Annotated in this window: 13 protein-coding genes; 9 read left to right on the top strand and 4 right to left on the bottom strand. The window is 72.2% G+C overall.

What is annotated here, in order from left to right:
* Window positions 1–27: 27 nt before the first annotated feature.
* On the bottom strand, window positions 28–885 hold the full coding sequence (locus B0675_RS30275; protein WP_081222792.1) for a GNAT family N-acetyltransferase: 858 nt from the start codon (window positions 883–885) through the stop codon (window positions 28–30).
* A 298-nt stretch (window positions 886–1,183) separates the two neighbouring features.
* Complete coding sequence (locus tag B0675_RS30280; RefSeq protein WP_081222793.1) at window positions 1,184–1,933, bottom strand: chaplin; 750 nt, start codon at window positions 1,931–1,933, stop codon at window positions 1,184–1,186.
* A 289-nt stretch (window positions 1,934–2,222) separates the two neighbouring features.
* On the opposite strand from B0675_RS30280, the gene B0675_RS30285 reads away from it, so the two are divergent.
* From B0675_RS30285 to B0675_RS30305, 5 genes are all read left to right on the top strand, one after another.
* Window positions 2,223–3,881: an alpha/beta hydrolase gene (locus B0675_RS30285; RefSeq protein WP_081222794.1), complete on the top strand. Its 1,659-nt coding sequence runs from the start codon at window positions 2,223–2,225 to the stop codon at window positions 3,879–3,881.
* A 327-nt stretch (window positions 3,882–4,208) separates the two neighbouring features.
* Window positions 4,209–4,754: a DUF4232 domain-containing protein gene (locus tag B0675_RS30290; protein WP_081222795.1), complete on the top strand. Its 546-nt coding sequence runs from the start codon at window positions 4,209–4,211 to the stop codon at window positions 4,752–4,754.
* A gap of 146 nt (window positions 4,755–4,900) precedes the next feature.
* Entirely contained in the window at window positions 4,901–6,469 is a 1,569-nt protein-coding gene (locus B0675_RS30295) for an FMN-binding glutamate synthase family protein (RefSeq protein WP_179165473.1), read from the top strand.
* A gap of 144 nt (window positions 6,470–6,613) precedes the next feature.
* A complete protein-coding gene (locus tag B0675_RS30300; RefSeq protein ID WP_081222797.1) occupies window positions 6,614–7,708 on the top strand; it encodes a chemotaxis protein in 1,095 nt (364 codons plus the stop codon).
* A gap of 68 nt (window positions 7,709–7,776) precedes the next feature.
* Window positions 7,777–8,790 (top strand): Gfo/Idh/MocA family oxidoreductase, encoded by a 1,014-nt coding sequence (locus B0675_RS30305; RefSeq protein ID WP_081222798.1) that lies wholly within the window; start codon window positions 7,777–7,779, stop codon window positions 8,788–8,790.
* Between the two features lie 8 nt (window positions 8,791–8,798).
* Here the strand turns inward: B0675_RS30305 and B0675_RS30310 are convergent, their stop codons facing one another.
* Window positions 8,799–10,829: a phospholipase C, phosphocholine-specific gene (locus tag B0675_RS30310; RefSeq protein WP_081222799.1), complete on the bottom strand. Its 2,031-nt coding sequence runs from the start codon at window positions 10,827–10,829 to the stop codon at window positions 8,799–8,801.
* Between the two features lie 218 nt (window positions 10,830–11,047).
* Here B0675_RS30310 and B0675_RS42485 point away from each other — a divergent pair, with 218 nt between their 5' ends.
* Complete coding sequence (locus tag B0675_RS42485) at window positions 11,048–11,728, top strand: TetR/AcrR family transcriptional regulator (RefSeq protein ID WP_081222800.1); 681 nt, start codon at window positions 11,048–11,050, stop codon at window positions 11,726–11,728.
* A gap of 362 nt (window positions 11,729–12,090) precedes the next feature.
* Window positions 12,091–13,578 carry a SpoIIE family protein phosphatase gene (locus B0675_RS30320; protein WP_081222801.1) on the top strand — a complete coding sequence of 496 codons (1,488 nt, stop codon included), beginning with the start codon at window positions 12,091–12,093 and terminating at the stop codon, window positions 13,576–13,578.
* 116 nt (window positions 13,579–13,694) lie between these two features.
* Here the strand turns inward: B0675_RS30320 and B0675_RS30325 are convergent, their stop codons facing one another.
* Window positions 13,695–15,194 carry a hypothetical protein gene (locus B0675_RS30325; RefSeq protein WP_081222802.1) on the bottom strand — a complete coding sequence of 500 codons (1,500 nt, stop codon included), beginning with the start codon at window positions 15,192–15,194 and terminating at the stop codon, window positions 13,695–13,697.
* Between the two features lie 236 nt (window positions 15,195–15,430).
* Here B0675_RS30325 and B0675_RS30330 point away from each other — a divergent pair, with 236 nt between their 5' ends.
* Both B0675_RS30330 and B0675_RS30335 read left to right on the top strand, forming a co-directional pair.
* A complete protein-coding gene (locus B0675_RS30330) occupies window positions 15,431–16,570 on the top strand; it encodes an aminoglycoside phosphotransferase family protein (RefSeq protein ID WP_081222803.1) in 1,140 nt (379 codons plus the stop codon).
* 265 nt (window positions 16,571–16,835) lie between these two features.
* Window positions 16,836–18,803, top strand: coding sequence for a peptidoglycan recognition family protein (locus tag B0675_RS30335; protein ID WP_081222804.1), 1,968 nt, complete (start codon window positions 16,836–16,838; stop codon window positions 18,801–18,803).
* Window positions 18,804–18,900 lie beyond the last annotated feature (97 nt).

Raw genomic sequence — 18,900 nt, forward strand, 5'->3', positions numbered from 1 at the left:
GCCGGGGTCCGCTCCGGGCGGCGGGCGCTAGCCGAGTTCCAACGTGGTGACGCCGTGGACGCGGTCCGCCGCGAACGGGCGTACCGGGCCGGTGTACATGCGGGCCGTCTCGAACGAGGGGGCGAGGCCCAGCTTCTCGACGAGGGCGACCGCCGGGGCGTTGGTCTCCGGCACGTCGACGGCGAGCGCCCTCCCGTCGGCGTCGGCGGCCAGGGCGGCGAAGAGGGCCCGGGCGTCGTCGGCGGTGTCCGCGAACAGGGGCCCGACGCGCAGCGCCTCACGTGCCGGCCTGAGCACGGCGTAGCCGGTCGGCCGGCCGTCGTCGGCGTGCCGTACGAAGGTGCGGTGGCCGGGCGTGGTCAGCCACGAGGTCAGGAACGCCGGCCGGTCCGCGGGGGTGCACGACGCGTCGTACGCGATGATCGCGGCGTGGTCGGCGGGCCCGGCCTGTCGTACCCCCGGTGCTTGCTCCCCTTGGAGCACCACGCCGCCGAACCGAACGGTGCGGTGGGCGAGTTCGAACCCCGACTTGCGGTAGTTGTCCTGCTGCGCGACCACTCCGTCGAGGCCGACGGTGCGGCCGCCCGCGTGGGCGAGGGCGGCCTTCCAGGTGGCGAGGCCGTAGCCGTGGCCACGCAGATCGGGGCGGACGAGGTAGAAGCCCAGGAAGGCGTAGTCCGCACCGTAGTTGACCACCGAGATGGCCGAGACCGGCTCCCCGTCGACCCGCCCGACGAAGAACCCGCCGGGGTCCTGGGCGAAGAAGCTCGCGCTGTCGGACAGCCCCGGATTCCATCCCTCGTCCGCCGCCCAGCCGGTGACCACCGTCCAGTCGGCGGGCGAGGCCTGGGCGACGACGAGGCCGTCGGGTCCCGGAGAGGTCATGGAGGCGCTCCAATGCGTGGGGGTCACGGAGTGCGCCCGCCGGACGCACGCGCAGCATCCTCGCCGATCTCCGTGCCGACGGCACCGACGAGCCCACCGCACGCGACGGGATTCGGCCAGCGTGCCGGACGTCCGGCACGGTGCCGCCCCGGCGGCGCGCCGGTCCGGGAAGGAGCACGTGGCGAGTTCGACGCGCACCCGGAACAGGCTCGGAGGCACGCCGGGCCGGCGTCGGAGACAAGAAGGAGGCCCCGCCGGTCACCCGTCCGGTGGGGCCTCCTGTCCGCGGTCGGTCGGGTCAGCGCACCGCGGCGGGGCGGAACCGGCGGAACATGACCGCGCCGCCGAGCAGCATGGCCGCGCTCGCCGCGATGGCGGGCAGCGTCCCGTCCGCACCGGTGTGGGCGAGGGTGGCCTCGGAGTCACCCATGGTCCGCAGCTCGCCCGGCGCGGCGGGCTCGGGGTGCTCGACGGGCGGGGCGACGGACGGCCTCGGAGCCGGGTTCACGGGCCGCGAGGGCTCGGGCCGCTCGCCCGAGGTGTTGGTGGACTCGTTCCCGACGGAGGCGTTGCCGAGGCCGACCACGGTCACGGAGTTGCCGCTCACGTTCACGGGGAGCTGCACCGGCAGTTGCAGACCGTTGCCGGAAAGCAGGCCCGGCGAGTCCTTCGCGACTCCGTGCGCGACCGCGCCGCCGTGGTTCCCTCCGACGGCCCCACCCGCGTGGCGGCCGCCGGTGTCACCGTGCGCGACCGGGGGGACGCTCCGCCGGCTGCCGGAGGAACGAGTGGCGGCACCGCTGCCGTCGCTCTGGTTGGCGCAGCGGTTGCCGGCGGCCGGGTTGAGCAGACCGACGACGTTCACCGTGTTCCCGCACACGTTCACCGGAACGTGCACCGGGAGCTGGACGGTGTTGCCGGAGATCGCTCCGGGCGATCCGGCCGCGGCACCGTCGGCGCCCGCGTCGGCGTGGGCGGGCACGGCCGCGGCCAGCGCCCCCGAGGCGGCGGCCGCGGCGATCAAACCATTTCGGGTCACCCGTTTCATAGGTTCACTGCCTTCCAGACAAGGTCACGGGCACTCACCCGCACTGCCTAAAACGCACAAGACCCATCCGAGTTATGGCTAAACGGTCTTTCACCTCATCGAGTGTCAGACATATCGAACTGCCATCGTGACCCGTACGAGCGAGAGGGTGACGCAGAGTAGCGCACGCAGGGAGGTCCCGCGCGCCCGGTGGGCCGGACGAGTCCGCCCGGAGGCGTGCCTCCACGGCCGCGCCTATCGTGATCCGGGGGGTGCGCCGGTCCATCGCAGGGCGACCCTGGAGGCTTGCATGCTGTCCATGCACCAACGCTGCGCGGTCGTGGGAACCGCGACCGCGACGCTGACGCTGCTGGCGGCGGGTCTGCCGACGACGGCGACCGCCGAGGATCCCGACCTGTCCCGGTTCTACCGGCAGAAGGTCACCTGGGCGGCCTGCGAGGGCGAGGGGATGCCCAAGGACCTGCAGTGCGGCAAGGTCACCGTGCCCCTCGACTACGAGAAGCCGGACGGCGGCACCCTGGACCTGGCCCTGGCCCGCTACCGGGCGACAGGTTCCTCCCGCGGCTCGGTGCTGCTGAACTTCGGCGGCCCCGGTGGGGCCGGGATACCCCAGCTCGCCCTGGGCGGGAAAGAGTTCATGGGCCTGACCAACGGCTACGACGTGGTGACCTTCGACCCGCGCGGGGTCGGGCGTTCCTCGCCGGTGAGCTGCGGCGAGGGCGTCGACGACATATCCCAGGCCACGGACGACAGCGCGGAGGGCACCGACAGCGCCTCGGTGCGGTCGGCGCTCAAAGCGGTGAAGAAGGCCGCCGAGGAGTGCGCACAGCACTCGGGTGCCGTCCTCCCCCACATCGGCACGGTCAACGCCTCCCGCGACATGGACATCATGCGGCAGGCGCTCGGCGACAAGAAGCTCAACTACCTCGGCTTCTCGTACGGGACCCGGCTCGGCGCGGTGTACGCGGCCCAGTTCCCCAAGAAGACGGGCCGGATGGTGCTCGACGGCGTCGACACCCTCACCGAGCCGATCGCCGAACAGGGACTGGCCGGCGCCGAGGGACAGCAGACGGCGCTCGACGACTTCATCACGTGGTGCACACAGAACATGGCCTGTCCGTTCGGGCAGGACGCACGCAGCGCCCGCGAACAGGTCGTCCAGCTCGTCGACTCGCTCGACGACGAGCCCGTGCCGTCGGACTACGGCCAGGAGTTCTCCGGGCAGGACCTGGTGGGGTCGATCAGCCAGGCCCTGTACAGCAAGGAGATGTGGCCCTCCCTCGAACAGGCGCTGGGCCTGCTGGTGCAGGACGGCGACACCCACGGCCTCACCCAGCTCTCCGGCGGCGCCTCGCTGCCCGATGTGTCGGCGCCGGTCCGGAATCGGGACGGCAGGCCGGAGCCGGAGAAGGAGCAGGAGCAGAAGAAGGACGGCAGCCGGGGGAACGCGCGGGACCAGCAGAAGCACGGCGGACTCGTGGACGACGAGGAGGTCCCGCTCGACAACCTGCCGGCCGCACTGATGGCGATCAACTGCGCCGACGACCCCGACCGTCCCAGCGCCGACGAGATCACCCGGGACATGGGCAAGTTGCGCGCGGCGTACGAGGAGGCGTCCCCGGTCTTCGGTCAGTACCGGCTCACCCAGGTGCTGATGTGCTACGGCCGGGCCAGGGGCACCGACTACATCCGCGACGACGTCCGCGACGTGAACACCTCGAAGATGCTGCTCGTCGGCACTCGCGGGGACCCGGCGACCCCGTACCGCTGGACGGAGGAGACCGCCAAGCGGCTCGGCTCCGCGGCGGTCGTGCTCGACAACAAGGGCGAGGGGCACACCGGATACGCCTCCTCGAAGTGCGTGCACCAGAAGGTCGACGACTACCTGCTGTACGGCTCCCTGCCGGACAACGGCAGCTCCTGCGGGCCGGAGGACACGGACGACTGACCCCCGGCGGCGCCGCGCGGGCGGGCAGGGCGCCGGCGGTGCCGTTTGGGCCGGGCGCACCCCGAACGGCCCAGGCACCCCCGGCTTCCTGCCCGTGCCCGGCTCGGACGCCGGGCGCGGCCACGGACGCCGGACCGGGACCGGGGAGCGGGTACACGCCGGTACACGGCGGCACACGCGGACACGCGGACACGCGGACACGCACGGGGAACAAGTCGGGTACAACCTCTCGTACCCGCCGAAGGTCACACTGGGCAGGCACCGGCCCGACTGCCGGACGCGCCGCACCCGCACCCGCACGTGACCACAGCAGGGGGAACACCACCGATGCGTATCCGACCCGCCCTCGCCGTACCCGGCGTCGCCGCCGCGCTGCTCCTCGCGGCCTCCGGAACCAGCGCGACGGCCGCGCCCTTCGGCCCGGCCGGCATCCCGTCCCAGAAGGCCGCCGCGCCCGCGACCTGCGCGGCGAAAGCACTCCGCCTGCGTGCGGAGCAGTCCGCGGACCCGCGTGTCCTGCACGTCCGCGTCACCAACCGTTCGGCCCGCGCGTGCACGGTCGACCGCATCCCCACCGTCACCTTCGGCGATCTCGACGGCGCCGCCCTGCCGAAGCCCGCCGGGGAGAGCGGTCCGTACCGGCTCGCCGGGGGCCGGAGCGCCTACGCGTCCGTGCTGACGATCGCCGACCGTGCCGATCCGGAGGCGCGCCGGGTCCGTTCGGTCACCGTCTCGGCCGACCCCTCGCTCGCCGGCCGGTCCTTCACGGCGCGTGAGCTGGGCGCCGGTGCCACCGTCCGGGTGTGGGAGCCCCTGACGACGTGGTGGAAGCCGTCCGTGGCCGCCGCCGACAGGGCACTCGGACTCCGCTGACCCGACGGGCCGGCCGTGCGCGGGCGCCCGCGCACGGCTGCAGGACGCGTCCGTCCGCGGCCGTCGGCCCCGGCACCCGCGTGATCGGCGGGTCTCCTCGGTCGGCGGCTTTCGCCCCCATGGGTTTGACTCGGGGGGTGCGCCGGATGCTCTCTCTGCTCCTCGTCGCCCTCGGTGCGGCCGGGGCGCTTCTCCTGGTGGGCGCCGTCTCGGCGTGGTGGTGGTGCGCGGCGGTCCCGCTGCTGGCCCTGACCGCGCTCGGCGGCTGGGACCTGACGCAGCGCCGTCACTCCGTGCTGCGCAACTATCCGCTGCTCGGCCATCTGCGCTTCCTCCTGGAGGCGCTGCGCCCCGAACTCCAGCAGTATTTCGTCGAGCGGAACTTCGACGGGCGGCCCTACGACCGCGAGGTCCGCACCATCGTGTACGAGCGGGCCAAGGGCGCCGAGGCCGAGGAGCCGTTCGGCACGGAGCGCGACGTGTACGAGGACGGCTACGAGTTCCTGGAGCCGTCGATGCGCCCGGTCGAGGTGCCCGAGGAGCCGCCCGTCGTCCGGGTCGGCGGCCCGGACTGCACGCAGCCCTACGACATGGCCCTGCTCAACGTCTCCGCGATGAGCTTCGGCGCCCTCTCGGCGAACGCGATCCTGGCCCTCAACAGGGGCGCGGCGCTGGGGGGTTTCGCGCACGACACGGGCGAGGGCGGTCTGTCCGACCACCATCTGCGGGGCGGCGGCGACCTCGTCTGGGAGATCGGCACCGGGTACTTCGGGTGCCGTACGGCCGAAGGGGGCTTCGCGGCACGGGAGTTCGCGGACAAGGCCGCGCTGCCCGAGGTGAAGTGCGTGTCGCTGAAGCTCTCCCAGGGGGCGAAGCCCGGGATCGGCGGTGTGCTGCCCGGGGCGAAGGTGAACGCGGAGATCGCGCGGGCGCGCGGGGTCCCCGAGGGCGGGACCGTGGTGTCGCCGCCGTACCACCGGGTCTTCTCGACGCCCCGTGAGCTGGTGCGGTTCATCGCGCGGATGCGGGAGCTCGCCGGCGGCAAGCCGACCGGCTTCAAGCTCTGCGTCGGATCGCGACGGCAGTTCCTGGCCGTGTGCAAGGCGATGCTCGCCGAGGGGGTGACGCCCGACTTCATCGTCGTGGACGGCTCGGAGGGCGGCACGGGGGCGGCGCCCCTGGAGTTCGCCGACAACATCGGCACGCCGCTGACCGAGGGGCTGATCACGGTGCACAACGCGCTGGTCGGCACCGGCCTGCGCGACCGGATCAGGATCGGCGCGAGCGGGAAGGTCGCCACCGGTTCGGACATCGTCAAGCGTCTCCTGCAGGGCGCCGACTACACGAACGCGGCCCGCGCGATGATGTTCGCGGTCGGCTGCCTCCAGGCCCAGCGGTGCCACACCAACACCTGTCCCGTCGGCGTGGCGACCCAGGACCCGCGCCGGGTGCGCGCACTGGACGTGGCCGACAAGTCCGAGCGGGTGCACCGCTACCAGCGCGCCACCGTGCGCAGCGCGAGCCAGATCATGGCCGCGATGGGCGTCCGCGATCCGGGCGAGCTGACACCCCACCACCTGCTCCGCCGCATCGGACCGACGACCGTACGGACCTACGCGGAGCTGTACGAGTGGCTGGCGCCCGGGGTCCTGCTGGCCGAGCCTCCGCTGTCGTGGGGCGCGGACTGGGCGGCCGCCGACCCGGACGCCTTCTGACGTCGTCCGGGTCGGCCGGATGACACCGCCGTCCACCGTTGCGCCTCGCGGAGCGGCCTCGGTGGCGGCGACCGACCTCTCGTACGGGACGTACGACCGAATGCACCAAATGCCCGATCGGCGGATCGGTCCTATGGTGCTCGTATGGAGCACGCACTGAGCCCTGCCGCCCTGACCGAGCTGCGCCGTCCGCGGCCCTATCCGGCGGTGTCGGTGCTGACACCGACCCACCGCCGCGAGCCCGACAACGCCCAGGACCCGGTGCGGCTGCGCAATGTCGTGGCCGAGGCGAGGAAACAGCTGGAGGCCGACCCGGCGGTCACCCGCGACGTGCGGGCGGACGTCGTCGGGCAGTTGGACCGGGCCGTCGCCGAGATCGACCTGTCCCACGCCGAGGACGGTCTGGTGATCTTCGCGGCGCCCGGTGAGCACCAGGTGTGGTCGCTCGCCCGCTCCGTGCCCGAGCGGGTCGTCCTGTCGGACACCTTCCTGACCCGCAATCTCGTCGCGGCGCAGGCGGCGGAGCGTCCCTTCTGGGTGCTCTCGGTGTCCGCCGACCGCGTCACCCTGTGGAACGGCGGAGCGGACCGGGTCTCCGAGGAGCACCGCGGAGGTTTCCCGCTGACGCGGAGCCTGGAGGACCCGGACGCCGAGCGCAAGGAGCGGATCGGCGATCTGCCGAGCACCTTCCGCGACGAGCACACCCGGCAGTTCCTGCGCGACGCGGACACCGCGATGAGCGAGGTTCTGCGCGAGCACCCGCGGCCGCTGTACGTCACCGGTGACACCCCCGCGCTGTCGCTGCTCGACGAGATCGGCACGGTCACGAAGGAGGGCGCGCACATCGCGCACGGCGGCCTGGCGAACGGGTCGCCGGACGCCGTGTGGCAGGCGGTCCGTCCGATGATCGCCGCGCGGGCGCGGAAGTCCGCCGACGAGGTCGCGAGGGAACTGGACTCGGCGCGCGGCCGCAAGGAGTTCGCCGCCGGGGTCGACGAGGTGTGGCAGCACGCGGCCGACGGCCGGATCAGGCTGCTCGCCGTCGAGGAGAACTACCGCGCCACGGTCCGCGACGACGGGGACCACCTGGTCCCGGCCGCGGGCGGTGACCTCGACGCGCGGGACGACATCGTCGACGAGATCGTCGAACGCTGTCTGGAGACGGGCGCCGATGTCCGGTTCGTCCCGGACGGGGGCCTGGGTGACGCGAAAGGCGTCGCCGGAGTGCTGCGTTATTGATCTCTCCGGCCGACAATCGGATCTCAAGGAGGAACGATCCGAGCCGTCGTCGGAGAGGTGCGCAACGCGTGAGTGAGCTGTTGGGTGTGGCGGTACTGGGTGCCGGACACATGGGAGCCGACCACATTCGTCGACTCGACCGGGCCGTGAGCGGTGCCAGGGTGGCCGCCGTGGCGGATCCCGACACGGCGCGGGCCGAGGAGGCGGTGGCGGGCGTCGACGGGGTGTCGGTGCACGCCGAGGCGGAGGCGGCGCTCGACGCGCCGGGTGTCGACGCCGTACTGATCGCCTCCCCCGGTCCCGCGCACGAGGAGGCACTGCTCGCGGCGTTCGCGCGCGGACTGCCGGTGCTCTGCGAGAAGCCGCTGGTGCCGGACTCCGCGGGCGCTCTGCGGGTGGTGGAGGCGGAGGTCCGGCTCGGGCGGCGGCTGGCGCAGGTCGGGTTCATGCGCCGGTACGACGCCGAGTACGAGCGCCTCAAGTCGCTGCTGGACAGCGGGCGGCTCGGCCGTCCGCTGATGCTCCACTGCACGCACCGCAACGTCGCCTCACCGGCCCATTTCACCTCGGCGATGCTGGTCAACAGTTCCGTCTCGCACGAGATCGACGCGGCGCGCTGGCTGCTCGGCCAGGAGCTCACCGCGGTGACCGTGCTCCGCCCCCGGCCCACGTCGAACGCCCCCGAGGGGCTGCTCGACCCGCAGTTCGTGGTGTTCGAGACCTCCGGCGGCGCGCTGGTCGACGTGGAGATCTTCGTGAACTCGGGGTTCGGCTACCAGGTGGCGTGCGAGGCGGTCTGCGAGGCGGGGAGCGCCCGCGTCGGCGACGAGCGGACGATGTCCGTGACCACGGCCGCCGGCCGGTCCGAGGAGGTGGCGCGGGACTACCTCGTGCGCTTCGCCGACGCCTACGACCGCGAGGTGCGGGCGTGGGTGGACGCCACCCGGGCCGGCCGGGTCACCGGGCCCGGCGTCTGGGACGGGTACGCGGCGTCCGCCGTCGCCGAGGCGGGAGTCCGGGCGCTGGAGCACGGCGGCCGGGTGGCCGTCGGCCTCGCTCCGCGCCCGGAGCTGTACGCGTGACGGAGTGATCAGCCGCTGACGCTCGCGGCGCCGGTCTCGATGTGCCCGGTGAACCGGCGCGACCACGTCGTGTCGGAGTCGAGCGTCACGGTGAAGTCGTACCAGCCGTTCTGGTGGGCGACCGCGTTGAAGAAGTCCTCCGCCGAGGCGCCCGCGGCGACGGTGTACGTCCAGGGGCCGTCGCCGCGGTAGTCGGTGGAGGTCACGGTGAACTTCACCGACGCGGCGGAGGAGTTGGTCATCCTGAGGTACAGGGCCGTCTTTCCGGTGCCGGGCTCGGTCGCGTACCGGGAGACGATCTCGGCGGACTTGCCCGCCTTGGTGGCGTCTCCCTTGAAGCGGCGCAGGAAGCGGTTGGGGCCGACCATCGAGAAGTCGTACTTGCCGTCGCCGTACCCGGTGCCGATGTTGAAGGAGTCGGCGGCGGTCCCGCCCGCGTCCACGGTGTACTGCCAGGGCGTGGTGTCGCGGTAGGCGTTCGGATGCAGCGAGAAGTGCGCGGCCCGCTTGGCGGGAGTGCCCTGGTTGGCCATCGCGAACCAGGCGAGGATCCTGCCCGCGGCCCCGAACTCCAGGTGGTCCAGGTAGCCGTTGGGCTGGTAGGGCAGGGCGCGGGCGGGCCGGGTGCCGGACTCCTGTACGGGCATCGCGTTGGTGGCCGGCACCGGGTTGGGCAGCGGGCCGCAGGTGGCCATGCCGATGACGCTCGTGGCGGGCAGCGCGGGCGTGCCGTGGACGGGGTTCGCGAAGTCGAAGACGCCGGTCAGGTCGCCGGTGACCCTGCGCCGCCAGGCACTGATGTTGGGGCAGGCCGCCGGCTTGCCGAGCGCGCCGGTCCAGGTCTCCAGGAAACGCAGCACCGAGGTGTGGTCGAAGACCTCCGAGGAGACCCAGCCGCCGCGGGTCCAGGGCGAGACGACGAGCAGCGGAACGCGGAAACCGAGACCGTACGGAACACCGTTGAGGAACTCCCCCGCGGTGCCGGCGGGCGGCGCGGGCGGGGGCACGTGGTCGAAGAAGCCGTCGTTCTCGTCGTAGTTGAGGAACAGGACGGTGGAGTCGAACACGTCGGAGTCCGCGGCGAGGGCCTTGTACACCAGGTCGACGAAGTGGGCGCCGTCGCCTGGCGGGGCGTAGGGGTGCTCCGAGAAGGCCTGGTTGGCGACGACCCAGGACACCTGCGGCAGGGTGCCGGCGAGCACGTCGGCCTTGATGGCCGCGGCGATGTCGTCGGGCGTGGAGCCGGTGACCCTCGGGACGGACGCCATGCCGCGGTCGTACAGGGGGTCGCCGGCCTTGGCCGCGGCGAACTTCCTGAAGTAGGCGCAGCCGTTGTCGCCGTAGTTGTCCTGGGCGTTCTGGTAGACCTTCCAGGTCACTCCCGCCGCCTGGAGCGCCTCGGCGTAGTTCTGCCAGGTGAGCCCGGACTCGTCGCCGCCGTCGTAGCTGGAGCCGTCGACCTTGCCGCTCCACAGGTAGGTGCGGTTGGGGCCGGTGGCGCTGAGCGTGGAGCAGAAGTAGGCGTCGCAGATCGTGTAGGCGTCGGCGAGGGCGTAGTGGAAGGGGATGTCGGTGCGGTCCAGGTAGCCGAGCGAGCGGACGTTGCCGACTCCCGAGACCCAGTTGTCGAGCCGCCCCTTGTTCCAGGCGGAGTGCTGGGAGGTCCAGGAGTGCGGGAGGTCGCCGTTGCACTGGGCGAGGGTCGCGCCGTCGGCGCCACCGGCCGCCGGGGTGGAGCTGAGCTTCCAGGGGTACTGCCGGCCGGTGCCGTTCGGCTGCTCGAAGACAGGGTGTCCGCCGGACAGGGTGATGCCGCTGCGGTCGTCGAAGCCGCGGACCCCCTTGAGGCGCCCGAAGTAGTGGTCGAAGCTGCGGTTCTCCTGCATGAGGACGACGACGTGCCGTACGTCCGTGATGGTGCCGGTGGCGGTGGCCGCGGTGGTCGCGGCCGCCGCGGGTCGTGCTCCGACGGCCATAGTGGTTCCGGCCGCCACGGATGCGCCGAGCCCCACGAAGCCTCTTCGGCTGATCGGTGTCATTCGCCCGCCCTCGTCACTGAGTGGAGTGCCCCTGTGGCACACCGCGCGCAAGCGTGCACCGGGTGATCGCCGAAGGCCATGGCGGTGCGGTGAGAGGTGGGTGAACAGCGGCGGAAGCTGTGCGCGAATCCCACCGGACCGAGCCAGGTCCGTTACTCCCTATTGCGTGCGTGATAATATCTAACACACCTGTCCACCCGAGACGAAGAGGCGATGACATGGCCGCAGACACCCGGACCGGGACGGGCCCGCGCGACCGGTTCCGCGCGCAGGTGCGGCAGGAGGTGAAGACCGCGGCACTGCGCCAGTTGGCCGAGGGCGGCCCGGAGGCCCTGTCGCTCAACGCGATCGCCAAGCAGCTGGGCATGACCGGCCCCGCGCTCTACCGCTACTTCACCAATCGCGACAGTCTCCTGACCGAGCTGGTCATCGACGCCTACGCCGACCTGACCTCGGCCCTCGCCGGCGCGGCCGAGTCGGCCCGGGGCGACGCGGCCACCCGCCTGGAGGAGCTGGTCCGGGCGTACCGCGCCTGGGCGCTGGCCCAGCCGCACCGCTATCGCCTGCTGTTCCGGGCCCCCCTCCAGGGCTACGACGCCCAGTCGTCCCGCCTGGTCGAGGCCGCCCAGCCCGCCATGAGCGTGCTCCTGGAGGCCGTGGGCGCGCTGGCGGAGTCCGGGACCGAGGTACCGCGGGGCACGGCGGCCGAGTTCAGGGCCTGGATGGAGCGGCACGCCTTCGAGGACGTGCCGGAGGCCGTGGCCGTGCGGTCCACCATGCTCTGGGCGCAGCTGCACGGCCTGGTCGGCCTGGAGATCGAGGACAACTTCACCTCGATGGGGATCGATCCCTCCTTTCTCTACGAGACCGCTGTGAGCGACTTCCTGCGTTCGCTCTGAGTCGGTCGCACACGGGCGACGGCCCCTCGCGCGGGGTACACACGGGCCCGTCCGGAACGCGTGATGCGGCAGGCGAACAGGTGACGTACGGGACTCGCACAAATGACCCTCGAACAGGCGACTGAGAAACCCGTTCGGGTCCACCGGTCGGGGCCCAAGTCACGTACTCTGTCTACGACTTGACCCGGCGAGCGGCTACCGCATCGGGACCGGTCGCCCACTCCGGGAGGACTGCGGCATATACCAGAAGCACCACCGTATCGGGTGTTGCCAAATCCCTTACAGCGCGTCGCGGGCTGTGCGACAGTCGTAACGGTCCTTCCGTCAGGCCAGGTTGTACCGTCCCCGCATCGGAGTACGTCATGCCTCCCCATCTCTCTGCGGACCGCCCAGCCGCCCAGCCACCGCAGCCCGGCTCGGTCGACGCGCTCATCTCGCAGACGCGTCGCCTGCGCGGTGAGGTGGACGCCGTCCGGCGTGAGGCATCCGCCGACGGCGAGGACGTGCAGGGACGCTGGCAGCGCGCGCTGTGCACCCTGGCGCTGCACCAACTGAACGATCTGGACGAGCACTTGGCGCAGCTCCGGGAAGGACCACCCGAGGCGCCGGCCCGGCCTCCCGCCCTCGCCGCCTCCGCGCCACCGGCCGCTCAGGCGCCTCCCCGGCGTGGCTCGCTGCTGAGCCGGGTCGGCAGTGCCGAGTGGAACCTGCTGACCGACGAGGCGAGTTGGTCCGGGGAGCTCTACCAGATCCTCGGACGAGACGCCGCAGCTCCCCCGCTCACCCTCGACGAACTGCCGTCCCTGGTCTTCGACGAGGACCGGCCGATGCTGACGACGATGGTCACGGACTGCCTCATCGACGCCAAACCCATCGACGGGGAGTTCCGCATCGTCCGCCCCGACGGCGGCCTGCGCACGGTGCACATGATGGGTGAGCCCGTGCTCGGCGCCGACGGCAGCACCGCCGCCATGTGGGCCGTGCTGCGTGACGTCAGCGAACTGCGCAGCAGCCGGCGGACGGTGACCGAGACCCGTGACTCGCTGGAACGGGAACAACAGGCCGCCAGGACCGAGCACCGGCTCGCGGTCGATCTGCAGGAGGCCGTACCGACCCCCTGGCGCGGATCGCTGCGGTTCCCGCGACGGGGCCCCCGGACGCTCGACCTCGCCGCCCACCGGCTCCCCGCCTCACCCGGCGCCCCGACCGGCGGCGACTGGTACGACGCGCTCGAACTGCCCGGCGGCGACACACTGTTGAGTGTCGGCGACCTCTCCGGTCACGGAGTGGCGGCGACCTCGGGCATGGCGATGACGCTGGGAGCCCTGCGCGGCATGGCCGTGGCGGGCACCCAGCCCGGTCAGCTCCTCTCCTGGCTCGACCACCTGATCGACCCCACCGTCCAGCCGGCCCTCCGCAGCGCCCTCTGCTGCCGCTACCGGCCCGAGACCCGCACCCTGACCTGGGCACAGGCCGGACACCCCGCCCCGCTGCTGTTCCGCGACGGGACGGGGCGCGCGCTGACCCCGCCGGAGGGCGTCCTGCTCGGCGCCACCCCCGGCGCCCCCTACGGGCAGGCCGAGGAGACCCTCCAGGAGGGCGACGTACTGGTCCTGCACACCGGCACACTGGTCCCACGACGACCGGAGTCCTCCCACCCCGGCGACACCGGGAGCGAGGCCGGATCGGAGGCCGTCCGACGCCTGCTCGGCCTGGCCCAGGACTTCGGCCGGGCGCCGACGGCCCAGGACTGTGTACGGCTGGTCATCGAGGAGTTCGGCGAGGGCGCGCGCACGGACGACGCCTGCGTACTCGTCGTCGGAATCGGTTCCCGACCGGCCGATTCCTGACCGTCGGTCCCCTGCCCGCCCGTGGCTGCCCCGAGTTCCCGCGCGTCGCCTCCTCGTCACGCCTTCGTGACGGTGACGGCCGGCGCGAGCCGGATTCTCCGGCCGGGCCCTGCTCCTCAGGCCCGCGCGCTGGTGCCGCCCCGGGGCTTCGACGCCATCTTGGGCAGCGCGAGCTTGATCTCCTCACGCAGGTCACTGATCTTCGGATAGCTGGAGTACTGCCCGGTGAGCCGGTACATCTCGCGCAACCGGTCCCAGGTGCGGTGGGAGGAGTTGGATCCCATCGACGTCAGGGCCAGTCGCGCGTACCGGTCGGCCTGTTCGGGGTCGTCGGCGATGAAGCAGGCGGACGCCAGGGAGATGTGGTCGAAGATCTTCGATCGGTCCCGCCCCGACTCCCGCAGTTTCAGGGCCTCCTTGGCGTGCCGCTGCGCCGTCGCCGCCGCGGCCGGCTCGTGCTCGGCGAGGGTGCGGTAGGCGAGCGCCTGCATGCCGTGCATGTCGGCCTCGTCGAACAACTGCATCCAGCTCGGGGGAGGCACGTCACCGCGGTCGGAGACGAACAGTTCCTCCGCCACGCCGAGGGTGCGCCGCATCGCCTGGCCCTTGCCCATCGAGGCCTGTGCCCAGGCCTCGATGGTGTGGAGCATGGCCCGGGTGCGCGGCAGGACCTCGTCGCCCCAACCGGACTTGGCGAGCTTCATCAGGTCCAGGGCGTCGTCCGGCCGGCCCAGGTGCACCATCTGGCGGGCCGCCCGCGAGAGCGCCTCGCCGGCCCGGGGCCGGTCACCGCCCTCCCTGGCCGCGTGCGTGGCGATGATGAAGTACTTCTGGGCCGTGGGCTCCAGACCGACGTCGTGCGACATCCAGCCCGCGAGGACGGCGAGGTTGGCGGCGACGCCCCACAGGCGCCGCTGGAGATGGTCGGGGTGACGGTAGGAGAGCATGCCTCCCACTTCGTTGAGCTGGCCCACGACGGCCTTGCGTTGCAGCCCGCCACCGCGGGAGGCGTCCCAGGCCCGGAACACCTCGACGGAGCGCTCCAGTTCCTCGATCTCCTGCGACCCGATGGGGGCGGCCTCGTAGCGGTCGAACCCGGCGGGGTCGGCGTGCAGAGGATCGTCGAACTGCGGAGCGTCGGCCGTGAGGGCCGGATCGGTGCGAAGCCAGTCGTGCATGGCGGAGCTGAGTACTGATCCCGCGGCGAGCGCGGCACCCGCGCCCACCAAGCCGCGTCGGTTGAGCATGAGGTCCATTCCCGTGAATTCGGTGAGGACCGCGGCGGTTCGCTCGGGCGCCCATGGCATTCCGTCGGGGTGTTCCACACTCCCGCCGCCCTGCCGTTTCCCCGCGCGCCCGTGCCTGACCAGACCGAGGTCCTCGATGGTCACGACACGGCCGAGACGCTCGGTGAACAGAGCCGCCAGCACCCGCGGCACCGGATCGCGCGGGATCTCTCCCATGTCGATCCACCGCCGCACCCGCGAGGTGTCGGTCGACAGCTGGGGGTGGCCCATGGCCGCCGCCTGCCGGTTGACCATTCTCGCGAGTTCGCCCTTGGACCAGCCGGCCAGGCCGAACAGGTCCGCGAGGCGGGTGTTGGGTTGTCCGTTCACGTCAAGCCCCCAGGTTCTCGGCTGATTTCGACAGTAACCGCCTGTCAGTTGCTGAGCGACTATTCGCCAGGGTTCGCCAGGGTGCGCCAGATGGTGTGCCAGTGGACGTCGGGTGTCAGGTAGGAATGCGCCACCCCGACCCGGTTGCCGCAGGGCCATTCCCCAGGATGAACCCCAGGGACGACCGGGCGGGGAGCGCAGCAACTTGCAGGCACACGAAGGGATCTGTTTCGCCCATGTACACAGCATCGTCCTCCGTGTCCGCTCCGCCCCGGTCGTCGCACTCCCGCCCGGTGGGCAGCGGCCCTTACCTCGACCCCGCGCGTCAGGCGGCTCCCGTACTCGGGGCCGGCCGGGCGCGGCGCGTGCCGGGGCTCGGCACCCAACCGCTCAGCGGGAGACTCGACTTGTCCGGCCCTCAGGGCGTCCAGTTGCGCGCGGCCATCGCGTCGGTGCACCGGATCTGTCCGGAGTTCGCTCCGGTCCAGGTGCTCAGGCGCAGCGGACGCTCCGTGCTCCTCGTCGGTACGACGGGACGCAGCACGGCCGTCGCCAAGTGTTTACTGGACCACTCCCCCGTCTGGGCCGAGCGGATCCGGCACGAAATAGCTGCTTACCGCTCGTTCGTCCGGCACCGCCCGCCCGTGCGGGTGCCCCGGCTGATCGCGGCGGACCCGGAGAACTGCACCCTGGTGATCGAGCGGATGCCCGGCCGGGTCGCGGCGCTCCAGCGGCACCCGGTCGAGGCCCCGCCCCGCGCGGACATCCGGGCGGCGCTGGGCGCCATCTGCCGGCTGAACGCCTGGCGGCCGCCGGCCGGTACGTTCAACGCCCCGCTGGACTACGCGGAGCGGATCTCCCGCTTCCACGAACTGGGCCTGCTCACGGACCGGGACATGGGAGACCTCCAGAAGCTCGTGCACGGCATCGCCGCCTCCTCGGGGCGCCAGGGCATGGGCCAGTTCTGCCACGGCGACGCCCTCCTGTCGAACATCCTGCTCTCACCGGCCGGTCCAGTGCTGGTGGACTGGGAGCACGCGGGCTGGTACCTGCCGGGCTACGACCTGGCGACCCTGTGGGCCGTCCTCGGCGACGCCCCCGTGGCGCGCCGTCAGATCAGCCAGCTCGCCCAGTCGGCGGGACCGGCGGCCCGGGACGCGTTCCTGGTCAACCTGATGCTCGTCCTGACCCGTGAGATCCGTACCTACGAGACGGCCGTGCAGCGTTCCCTGCACGACCCGTCCCCGGCCGCACCGGGCCAGACCCCGCCGGCCGCCGCGCCGTCCGGCGAGGAACAGCGGCTGCTGCTCAGGCGGCTGCACGACGACTGCCAGATGGCCCGTCGGGCCGTACGCGCGGCGGTCGGCACTCGCTGACCGGGACGAGGGCCCGCGGAGCGGCACCGCACGGTGGCGCTCCGCGGGCCCTCGGCATGTCCGGGCCTGCCGCTGTTCGGGTCATTGGTCCACGCCACTGATGCCGTGCAGGCGGGAGGGCCACCGCCGCGGAAACCTCCTCGCTCGGCGCTGACATGGGAAATCGCCCCGTCCTGCGCATGATTGACGGATCGTCCGGGAGCCGGTAGCACTGACGCGTTCGGCCCGCACGCCCCACCGCGCTCGACCGTCCCAGGAGGCTGCATTGCACCGGTCCGCCACCGATCCCCACGCCGGACACAGACGCGCCCGAAGGACAGCGGGGACCGTCGCCTCGGCGGCGCTGCTGCTGCCGTTGCTGGGCGCCGCTCCCGCGAGCTCCGCCGCCGAGGTGCCCGAGGCCGCAGGGCTGCAGCAGGCCTTCGCCGGCGCGGCCCGCGAGTACCACGTACCGCAGAGCGTGCTGCTCGCCGTGTCCTATCTGCAGTCCCGCTGGGACACGCACTCCGGTGCCCCGAGTGTCAGCGGCGGCTACGGCCCCATGCACCTGACCGACGCCCGGACGGCGATCGCCGGGTCGCCGCACCACAGCGACGGCACGGAGGACGCCCGCGGCGACAGCTCGCGCTCGGCGCTGCTGCCGGACACGAAGGTACCCACGGACGCCGAACTCCCGGCGCGCCTGAAGACGTTGACGAAGGCGGCCGGTCTCACCGGGCTCTCCGCGGAGCGACTGCGCACGGACGCGGCGGCGAACGTCGAGGGCGGCGCCGCCCTGCTCGCCGCCGCACAGCGGGACCTGGGCCGGCCGCTGAGCGCGGACCCGGCCGACTGGTACGGGGCGGTGGCGCGCTTCTCGGGGGCCGACGACAGCTCCACGGCGGCGACGTACGCCGACGACGTGTACGCGGTGCTGCGGAGCGGTGAGTCGCGCACGACGGACTCCGGTCAGCGGGTCGCGATCGCGGCGCAGCCGGAGCTGAGCCCGGACACGGCGCAGCTGCGCGGCGCCGGGCTGCGGACGGCCTCCGCCGACGGCACCGAGTGCCCGAGGACCGTGTCGTGCGAGTGGATCCCTGCTCCGTACGAGGAGTTCGGGGACGGTGACTACGGCAACCACGACCTGGGCGACCGGCCGGCGTCGGAGAGCATCAAGTACATCGTCATCCACGACACGGAGGGGACCTGGGACGGGGTGCTGAACCTCGTCCAGGACCCGACCTACGTGTCGTGGAACTACACGCTGCGCTCGACCGACGGTCATATCGCCCAGCACGTGAAGGCCAAGGACGTGGCCTGGCACGCGGGCAACTGGTACGTCAACGCGAAGTCGATCGGTCTGGAGCACGAGGGCTTCCTCACCTCGCCGGACGCCTGGTACACCGAGGAGATGTACCGGGCCTCGGCGCGCCTGGTGCGGTACCTGTCCGCGAAGTACTCGATCCCGCTGGACCGGCAGCACATCCTCGGTCACGACAACGTGCCGGGACCGACCACGTCGACGATCCCGGGCATGCACACGGACCCGGGCCCGTACTGGGACTGGCAGCACTACTTCACCCTGCTCGGGCACCCCTTCCACCGCACGCTCGCGAAGAGCGGCTCGCTGGTGACGGTGCTGCCCGACTTCGCGAAGAACCAGCCGGTGTACACCGGCTGCGTCACGAAGGACGTGCCCTGTGCCCCGCACGGCTCCAGCGAGGTGCGGCTCTACTCCCAGCCGGACGAGACCTCGCCGCTGATCAAGGACGTCGGCCTCTATCCGAGCGGTGCGGCCTCGACGATCGACGTGAACGACCTGGCCTCGCGCGTCTCCACCGGGCAGCGCTACGCGGTGGCCGAGCGTGCCGGTGACTGGACGGCGATCTGGTACCTGGGCCAGAAGGCCTGGTTCAAGAACCCGAAGAAGCAGCCGACCGCGGTGACCGCGTCGGGCCCGGTCGTGACGCCCAAGGCAGGTCTCACGGAGGTCCCGGTGTACGGGAGGGCGTACCCGGAGGCGGCGGCCTACCCGGCGGGCGTCCCCGTCCAGGCGGTCTCGCCGCTGCCCTACAAGATCCTCGCGGGCCAGCGGTACGCGGCCGGTGACAAGGTGCCGGGCGAGTACTTCTTCTCCCCGACCTTCGATACGACGGGGCACAAGGTCGTGATCGGCAAGGACATGTACTACGAGATCCAGTACGGACACCGGGTGGAGTTCGTGCGGGCCGCGGACGTCGATCTGATCCGGTAGCCGTATCCGTCGTTCTGTCCGTCCTTCCGGGGCCGGGCCCGCGCGTGCGGGCCCGGCCCCGGTGTTCTCCCGACGGTGATGACCGGGGCAACCGACC

Source organism: Streptomyces sp. M41(2017) (assembly GCF_002078175.1).
GTDB lineage: Bacteria > Actinomycetota > Actinomycetes > Streptomycetales > Streptomycetaceae > Streptomyces.

What these genes read in the sequence shown, in the direction of transcription:
- B0675_RS30275 (WP_081222792.1), bottom strand. Translation starts at nt 885, where the DNA reads ATGACCTCTCCGGGACCCGACGGCCTCGTCGTCGCCCAGGCCTCGCCC.
- B0675_RS30280 (WP_081222793.1), bottom strand. Translation starts at nt 1,933, where the DNA reads ATGAAACGGGTGACCCGAAATGGTTTGATCGCCGCGGCCGCCGCCTCG.
- B0675_RS30285 (WP_081222794.1), top strand. Translation starts at nt 2,223, where the DNA reads ATGCTGTCCATGCACCAACGCTGCGCGGTCGTGGGAACCGCGACCGCG.
- B0675_RS30290 (WP_081222795.1), top strand. Translation starts at nt 4,209, where the DNA reads ATGCGTATCCGACCCGCCCTCGCCGTACCCGGCGTCGCCGCCGCGCTG.
- B0675_RS30295 (WP_179165473.1), top strand. Translation starts at nt 4,901, where the DNA reads ATGCTCTCTCTGCTCCTCGTCGCCCTCGGTGCGGCCGGGGCGCTTCTC.
- B0675_RS30300 (WP_081222797.1), top strand. Translation starts at nt 6,614, where the DNA reads ATGGAGCACGCACTGAGCCCTGCCGCCCTGACCGAGCTGCGCCGTCCG.
- B0675_RS30310 (WP_081222799.1), bottom strand. Translation starts at nt 10,829, where the DNA reads ATGACACCGATCAGCCGAAGAGGCTTCGTGGGGCTCGGCGCATCCGTG.
- B0675_RS42485 (WP_081222800.1), top strand. Translation starts at nt 11,048, where the DNA reads ATGGCCGCAGACACCCGGACCGGGACGGGCCCGCGCGACCGGTTCCGC.
- B0675_RS30320 (WP_081222801.1), top strand. Translation starts at nt 12,091, where the DNA reads ATGCCTCCCCATCTCTCTGCGGACCGCCCAGCCGCCCAGCCACCGCAG.
- B0675_RS30330 (WP_081222803.1), top strand. Translation starts at nt 15,431, where the DNA reads ATGTACACAGCATCGTCCTCCGTGTCCGCTCCGCCCCGGTCGTCGCAC.